Source organism: Variovorax sp. 10N420 (genome assembly GCF_056394705.1).
This window is the reverse complement of sequence record NZ_JBFTIJ010000009.1, coordinates 283,789-291,091: the sequence shown is the minus strand read 5'-3', so window position 1 is coordinate 291,091 and position 7,303 is coordinate 283,789. Positions and strand designations below refer to the sequence as shown.

9 protein-coding genes are annotated in these 7,303 nt (G+C 63.2%); 7 read left to right on the top strand and 2 right to left on the bottom strand.

The genetic code is table 11. The annotated features are described in order from the left end of the window. Positions 1 to 756: methyl-accepting chemotaxis protein (locus tag AC1DEK_RS23145; protein ID WP_478127633.1), on the top strand; the 756-nt coding region annotated here is incomplete at its 5' end. A gap of 37 nt (positions 757 to 793) precedes the next feature. Here the strand turns inward: AC1DEK_RS23145 and AC1DEK_RS23140 are convergent. Both AC1DEK_RS23140 and AC1DEK_RS23135 read right to left on the bottom strand, forming a co-directional pair. Next, on the bottom strand, positions 794 to 1,186 hold the full coding sequence (locus AC1DEK_RS23140; protein WP_478127632.1) for a hypothetical protein: 393 nt from the start codon (positions 1,184 to 1,186) through the stop codon (positions 794 to 796). Positions 1,187 to 1,290: 104 nt separating this feature from the next. Continuing rightward, the gene (locus tag AC1DEK_RS23135) at positions 1,291 to 2,580 is read right to left on the bottom strand and encodes an AsmA family protein (RefSeq protein WP_478127631.1); all 1,290 of its coding nucleotides are present in this window, start codon (positions 2,578 to 2,580) and stop codon (positions 1,291 to 1,293) included. Between the two features lie 126 nt (positions 2,581 to 2,706). On the opposite strand from AC1DEK_RS23135, the gene AC1DEK_RS23130 reads away from it, so the two are divergent. From AC1DEK_RS23130 to phaP, 6 genes are all read left to right on the top strand, one after another. Next, positions 2,707 to 3,135 carry a hotdog fold thioesterase gene (locus AC1DEK_RS23130; protein ID WP_478127630.1) on the top strand — a complete coding sequence of 143 codons (429 nt, stop codon included), beginning with the start codon at positions 2,707 to 2,709 and terminating at the stop codon, positions 3,133 to 3,135. Between the two features lie 56 nt (positions 3,136 to 3,191). Then, the gene (locus AC1DEK_RS23125) at positions 3,192 to 4,562 is read left to right on the top strand and encodes a solute carrier family 23 protein (RefSeq protein ID WP_478127629.1); all 1,371 of its coding nucleotides are present in this window, start codon (positions 3,192 to 3,194) and stop codon (positions 4,560 to 4,562) included. 139 nt (positions 4,563 to 4,701) lie between these two features. Continuing rightward, positions 4,702 to 5,457, top strand: coding sequence for a septum site-determining protein MinC (minC, locus tag AC1DEK_RS23120; protein WP_478127628.1), 756 nt, complete (start codon positions 4,702 to 4,704; stop codon positions 5,455 to 5,457). Between the two features lie 49 nt (positions 5,458 to 5,506). Then, entirely contained in the window at positions 5,507 to 6,322 is an 816-nt protein-coding gene (gene minD, locus AC1DEK_RS23115; RefSeq protein WP_478127627.1) for a septum site-determining protein MinD, read from the top strand. A gap of 2 nt (positions 6,323 to 6,324) precedes the next feature. Next, a complete protein-coding gene (gene minE / locus AC1DEK_RS23110) occupies positions 6,325 to 6,597 on the top strand; it encodes a cell division topological specificity factor MinE (RefSeq protein WP_478127626.1) in 273 nt (90 codons plus the stop codon). A 121-nt stretch (positions 6,598 to 6,718) separates the two neighbouring features. After that, positions 6,719 to 7,210, top strand: a complete 492-nt coding sequence (gene phaP / locus AC1DEK_RS23105; RefSeq protein WP_478127625.1) for a TIGR01841 family phasin — start codon at positions 6,719 to 6,721, stop codon at positions 7,208 to 7,210. The last annotated feature ends 93 nt before the right edge of the window (positions 7,211 to 7,303 follow it).

Sequence of the window (7,303 nt, the reverse complement as noted above, 5' to 3'; positions counted from 1 at the left end):
GTCAAGCAGAACGCCGACAACGCGCGCCAGGCCAATCAGCTTGCGGTGTCCGCTTCCGAAGTGGCGGTCAAGGGCGGCAGTGTCGTCTCGCAGGTGGTCGACACGATGGGCTCCATCAATGCATCGTCGCGCAAGATCGTGGACATCATTGGTGTCATCGACGGCATTGCATTCCAGACCAACATCCTTGCCTTGAATGCAGCGGTCGAAGCCGCACGCGCAGGCGAGCAGGGGCGCGGCTTTGCCGTCGTGGCTTCCGAAGTGCGCAGCCTGGCTCAACGCTCAGCAGCCGCGGCCAAGGAAATCAAGACGCTCATCGGCGACTCGGTAGAAAAAGTCGAGGAAGGCAGCAAGCAGGTGGCCGAAGCCGGCAAGACCATGGAAGAGATCGTCGACAGCGTCAAGCGCGTGACGGACATCATGGGCGAGATCACCGCCGCGAGCCAGGAGCAGACCTCCGGCATCGAGCAGATCAACCAGGCCATCACGCAGATGGACCAGGTCACTCAGCAGAACGCGGCGCTGGTGGAAGAGGCATCGGCAGCAGCGCAATCGCTGCAGGAGCAGGCCGGCAGTCTCTCGCACGTCGTGAGTGTGTTCCGTCTCGCTGATGGGCGGAAAGCGCAACAGACGCCGCCCGCGCGAATCGCGCCTGCACCTTCCGCAAGCGGCAAGGCCAAGTCGGCTGCGAAGCCGGCGCCCCAGGCGTCCACTCCCGTCGCGCTCGCATCGGGCGGTGATTGGGAATCTTTCTGAACGCTTGAAAGCGACAGGGGTCAAGCGACCCGGGTCTCTAGACCTCCGGGCCGGACCCAGGATCGGACTGCTCCTCGCGAAAGCGCTTTTCGGCCGCGGTCAAATGCGTTGTCAACACGTGCGAGATCACGTTGATGCCGAGGCCGGCGAACAACGCTGGAAGCAGGTAAAGCGCAACGCGGAGTTCCGAGATGAAGAGCACGTCGTCAGCGAGTGACGGCGTCGCAGCCGCTGTCGTGGCCAGTCGCTGGAGCAAGTACACGTCCACCCCGGCGATGGCGACCAGCGAGAACCCGAGCACGAGCACAGTCATTCGCGAGATGGCCTGCTTGGCAATCAGGACCGCATAGATGCAGAACGGCAGCACCACGGAGACAGCCACCATCACCCAGAACCTTGCTTCCGTGAAGACCGAATAGCTGACGTGCATGGCTGGACACCTCGTAGGGCTGCGTGATCTAGCGAAAGCGGCGAGCTTGGCATCAAGCTGCTCCGGGATTGTCTAGCCAGCGTAAAGAAAATTGAACGACGCGATCACCTGGGCTTCGGCGCGGGCGCGCCAGGGCTGCGCTTCCTGGCTTCTTCGTCGCCCAGGAGCTTGTCCATCTGCTGGCCGATGCGAGCACCGATCGCAGTGCCCACGCCGGGCAGCACCGCGGTCCCGACCGCAGCACCTGTGAGCGCCGCGCCGGTCAGCGAAACGACAGGCGCGTCGAGCGTGCCACCGAGCTTGAGGGGCACGCCAAGCACTCCGTCGACGACGTCGATCGCTGCTTCCCCGTCCAGCCGGCGATTGACCACGGTCGCGCTGCCGCTGGCTTTGAGGACACCGGAGCGTGCCTTCAATCCGATGTAGTGGAGGATCACGCCGTCGTCCGAATTCTGCGTGTCCAGTGTGCCGCTGAGCGAGTCGAGGGGCGTCTGGCCGCCGCGCGCGGAATTGCCGGTCACGGCCTTCGTCAGATCGAAGCCCATGAGAGTGGCGGGCGCCACCGTGAATCGCGTGCGCGTATGCAATCGCCTGAAAAGTTCGCCCACGTCGTCGCCTTCCGAATCGATGTCGGTCTGCCCCTGAATGCGGCCGTCGACAACACCATGGCGGCCGAAACTACGGACCAGCAAACGCACATCCACATTCTTTGGCGTCAGTTGCGCCATAAGCCGCAGGCGACCTTTGTCATCGATTTGAAGTTCGCTGGTGCCGTTCCACGTGCCGTCTGCCACGTCGATCAATGTGCGCCAGCGGTCCTCTTTGCCTTCACGCTCGATGCGCAGGCGGGCGGGCGGCGTGATGCCCGACCTCTGGATCTCGCCTGAGCGCGGCCGCCAGTTCTGATCGAAGCGAAGGTCGAGATCGTAGGTAAGCGCAATGTCGCGGCGGTCGATCCATGTCACATCGCGCATGCGCACGCGTTCGACGGGGACGTCGGCGAGCTTCCATGCGCCCGCCAGAACGATCGGGCCGTTCTCGCCTTTCCATCGCCCGCGGAAATCGCGCACCGACGCCCTGGGCAGCGTCGCCCCGTCGATCTCGATCAGCGCGATGGACACCTGTCGATGCCAGAGCGAAGACAGCCTCGGCCGCACAACAAGTCGCCGGACGGTGATCGGCCGTGCCTGGACCGTGGCGACATCCTCCAGCACGATCACCGGCGACGGCCGCAATGCCCAGTGGGCTGATCCGACCCGCAAGCTGATCCCAGAGGCTTTCTCGAAGCGCGATGCAACTTCAGCGGCGAAGGCTTCGTCGCTCGGCAGGAGTTGGCGGATCCACAGGGCCGCCCCGAGAAGCAGCAGTACCGCCAAGGCAACGGAAAAAGCCATCCAACGGCGAGCCTGCGTCATGATGCGAGCTTCGCCGGTCCGGGTGGTCGGCGCTGTCAGCCGTGAGCGCGTCGTTTTCAGCGGTAATCGCTATAGTTTTGGCCAACTCAACTGGAGACATGTTCAATGCGCATCTGGAAAAAAGATATCTCGATCGAAGAACTGACCCGAAGCCACGTGGACACGACTGTCGCCAACCTCGGCATCGAATTCATGGAAGTCGGGGACGATTTCATCCGTGCGCGCGTGCCGGTGGACAAACGCACCGTACAGCCCTACGGCATCCTGCACGGCGGTGTGTCGGTAGTGCTGGCTGAAACGCTCGGATCGTGCGGCGCCCATTATTCGGCGCCCGAGGGCCACCGCGCAGTGGGACTGGACATCAATGCGAACCATCTCAAGTCGGCCTCCAGCGGCTGGGTGACCGGCACGGCGCGCCCGGTGCATCGCGGCCGCACGACGCAGGTGTGGCAGATCGACTTGACCAACGAAGACGGCGAACTGACCTGCGTCTCCCGCATCACGATGGCGGTGCTGGCGCCGCGCGGTGGCTGACGCACCCTGCTTCCGGTTCCACAAGATTTTGACAACAACAACGAGGAGCGAAAACCATGAGCGATACGGATTCCTACCTTCCCCGGTGGCGCAAAGTCTCGGCTTCCGCGGGCAGCATCGTCGCGCCCGACGAGCGGCTGGCATGGCCGCAGACCACCGCAATGGGCGTTCAGCATGTGATTGCAATGTTCGGCTCGACCGTGCTGGCGCCAATCCTGATGGGCTTCAACCCCAACATCGCAATTCTGATGAGCGGCATCGGGACGCTGTTGTTCTTCTTCATCACCCGCGGACGAGTGCCGAGCTATCTTGGATCGAGCTTCGCCTTCATCGGGGTGGTGATCGCCGCCAGCGGCTATTCGGGATCAGGGCCCAACACCAACTTGGGCGTCGCACTCGGCGGCATCATCGTCTGCGGCCTGGTCTATGTGCTGATCGGCATCCTGGTTGCATTCACCAATGAGCGGCGCACCCGCCGCGCTCCCGTGCGCGGCCTCGAAGGCATCGAGGTGGAGGAAGTCGAGCAGGACGTCGCGGTGCATTGGATCGAGCGGATGATGCCGCCGGTGGTCACCGGCGCAGTGGTCGCCGTGATCGGGCTCAATCTGGCGAGCGTGCCGATCAAGAACATGGCGCCCACCGGCTTCGACACCTGGATGCAGGCGTTGACCTTCCTCTGCGTGGGCCTGATCGCGGTCTACACGCGCGGCATGATCCAGCGGCTGTTGATCCTCATGGGCTTGATTGCCGCGAGCGTGATCTATGCGGTGCTGACGAATGGCTTGGGCCTGGGCAAACCCATCGACCTCGGTCCGCTGGCAGCGGCGCCATGGTTCGGCATGCCGACCTTCTCGTCGCCGGTGTTCCAGGTCAACGCGATACTGCTGATCGCGCCGGTGGCGGTCATCCTCGTGGCCGAGAACCTCGGCCATCTGAAGGCAGTCGGCGCGATGACCGGACGCGATCTCAACCCATACCTCGGGCGCGCGTTCATCGGCGACGGCATCGCGACCATGGTGAGCGGCGCTGTCGGCGGCACCGGCGTGACGACCTACGCCGAGAACATCGGCGTGATGGCTGCAACCAAGATCTACTCGACCGCCATCTTCGTCGTGGCAGCGCTGATCGCGCTAGTGCTGGGCTTCAGCCCGAAATTCGGTGCGCTGGTGCAGGCGATCCCGCTTTCGGTCATGGGCGGCGTGAGCATCGTAGTGTTCGGCCTCATTGCCGTGTCGGGCGCGAAGATCTGGGTCGACAACCGGGTCGACTTCTCGCAGAACAAGAACTTGATCGTGGCCGCAATCACGCTGGTCCTCGGCACAGGCGACTTCACGCTCAAGTTCGGCCAGTTCGCGCTCGGCGGCATCGGCACCGCGACCTTCGGTGCGATCCTGCTCTATGCACTGCTGGCGCGAACCCGCGACTGAGAAGAGAACGAAAAACGGGACTCCAAAGGAAATGCAACGTCGTGAAAGAGATGTTGTGCCGCGTCATAGAGACCGCAGAGTTTCACGGCGCGGAAGCCACTCCCGTTAGACTCCAACGCTTTTCGAACCTACGTTTTCCATGGCCGATGCTTCCGCCGCGCGCACCAAGGCGGTATTCGAATTCAAGAGCGCCACGCTGCCGCTGATCGCCGTCATTCTCAAGACGGTTGATCTCGATGTACTGGCGGAAGCGCTCGACGCCCAATTGGCGGACTCGCCCGACTTCTTCGAACAGGAGCCGGTGGTCATCGACCTCTCGCAACTCCAGGAAGACCAGTCTGAAGCCGACATCGATTTCGCGGCGCTGCGTGAGCTGCTGGCGCGGCATCAGACACAGCCCGTCGCGGTGCGTGGCGGCAGCAATGCCCAGAACATCGCCGCGCGGGCGGCGGGACTGTCGATCACCGCGATGCCGGCCACACCTGCTCCACGTGCGCCTGCACCGCCGGCCGAGCCGCCAAGCGAAGCTCCGCAGATCGTTCGCGAGGTACCGGTGCCGGCCAACGGCACGCTCGTCATCGACAAGCCCTTGCGTTCGGGCCAGCAGGTGTACGCGCGAGGCGGCGACGTGATCGTGACCGCCGTGGTGAGCTTCGGCGCCGAAGTCATCGCTGACGGCAACGTGCACGTCTACGCGCCGTTGCGCGGCAAGGCGATCGCCGGAGCACGCGGAGACACGGGAGCACGCATCTTCACGACCTGCATGGAGGCGCAGCTGGTGGCCATCGCCGGCATCTACCGCACGGCCGAAGTCGCACTGCCGGACGAGATCGCCGGCAAGACGGCGCAGATCTCGCTGGATGGCAAAAAGATCGTGATGAATCCGATCCTCTGATCCGGCTTCGAAAAGCAGAACAACCCAAACGAACAAAGAAGGAATGGCAATGGCCAAAATTGTGGTGGTGACCTCGGGCAAAGGCGGCGTTGGCAAGACGACCACGAGCGCGAGCTTTGCATCGGGGCTCGCCCTCGCGGGCAAGAAGACGGCCGTGATCGACTTCGACGTCGGGCTGCGGAACCTGGACTTGATCATGGGTTGCGAGCGCCGGGTGGTGTTCGACCTGATCAACGTGATCCAGGGCGAAGCCAACCTGAGTCAGGCGCTCATCAAGGACAAGCATTCCGACAACCTGTACGTGCTGGCCGCTTCGCAAACCCGCGACAAGGACGCACTCACACAGGAAGGCGTCGAGAAGATCCTGAAGGAGCTCGCCGACCAAGGCTTCGACTACATCGTGTGCGACTCTCCCGCGGGCATCGAGGTCGGCGCGCTGATGGCCATGCACTTTGCCGACGAGGCACTTGTCGTGACCAACCCCGAAGTCTCTTCGGTGCGCGACTCCGATCGCATCCTGGGAATGCTGAGCTCCAAGACCAAGCGCGCCAAGGAAGGCGGCGAGCCCATCAAGGAGCACCTGCTGATCACGCGCTACAACCCCAATCGGGTGGCAGGCGGCCAAATGCTGTCGCTGGAAGACATCCAGGACATCCTGCGCATCAAGCTCATCGGCGTGATTCCCGAATCAGAGAGCGTGCTGCAGGCTTCCAACCAGGGCGTGCCTGCCATCCACGACAAGGAAACCGACGTGGCCCAGGCCTACAGCGACGTGGTGGCACGCTTCCTCGGTGAGGAAAAGCCGATGCGCTTCATCGACGCCGAGAAGCCCGGCTTCTTCAAACGAATCTTCGGAACGAGGTAGCCATGTCACTTTTTTCCTTTCTGCTGGGCGAAAAGAAGAAGACGGCAAGCGTCGCCAAGGAACGGCTGCAGATCATCCTCGCGCACGAGCGCAGCAGCTTGGGCGGAAAGCGCCCCGACTACCTGCCTGAGTTGCAGCGCGAACTGATTGCCGTGATCTCAAAGTACGTGTCGATCAAGGCCGAGGACATCAAGGTTCACCTCGAAAAGCAGGACGACCTCGAGGTGCTCGAGGTCAAGATCGAGCTGCCGGACGCCGCACTCGCGGCGCGCTGAACGCGGATTGTGCGGAGTCGCACGGCTTCGCCGCGCGGCGAAATCGTCATGCGGGGCTTCCATCGGACGGCACTGTGGGCGTATCGTGCTGACTCCAACATCAACCTGGAGACACCGCACCATGGCAACCAGCAAAACGAGCGCGACCGCCGCGAAAAAGGCGAGCTCCCCGCGGGGCGCGGCCGCTGAAGACATTCAGGACGCCTTCATCAAGCCGCTCAAGGGCATGGCCGATCGCCTTCAGAACCTGCCTCTGGCAGGTGCCGCCGGCGCCATCGTCGAAGGCGGGCGCAAGGATCTGCAGGCCCTCATGCAGGCCAACGAGAAGTCCTACCAGGGACTGCAAGCGGTGGTGCAACGCCAGACGGAGATGCTCAAGACATCGATCCAGGAGTGGCAAGGCACCGTGAAAGGCATGTCGGCCGGCGACCCACGCGAGAACATCGCCAAGCTCGATGCAATGGGAAAGGCAGCTTTTAAGCAAGCCCTGGATGACATCCGCGAGCTGTCGGAGATGGCGGCCAAGTCGCAGGCGGAGGCCTTCGATGTCGTCCGCAAGCGCATCAGCGACAACGTCGACGAAGTCAGCAAGCTTTTGCGCGTGCGCAAGTAGCGCGCCGTGAGCCCCGGCGGCTCAGTGTTTCTCCTGCGCGAAAACGAGAAATAGGTCCGCGACGTCGGCAGCAAGAGGCGTACATTGGTGCGG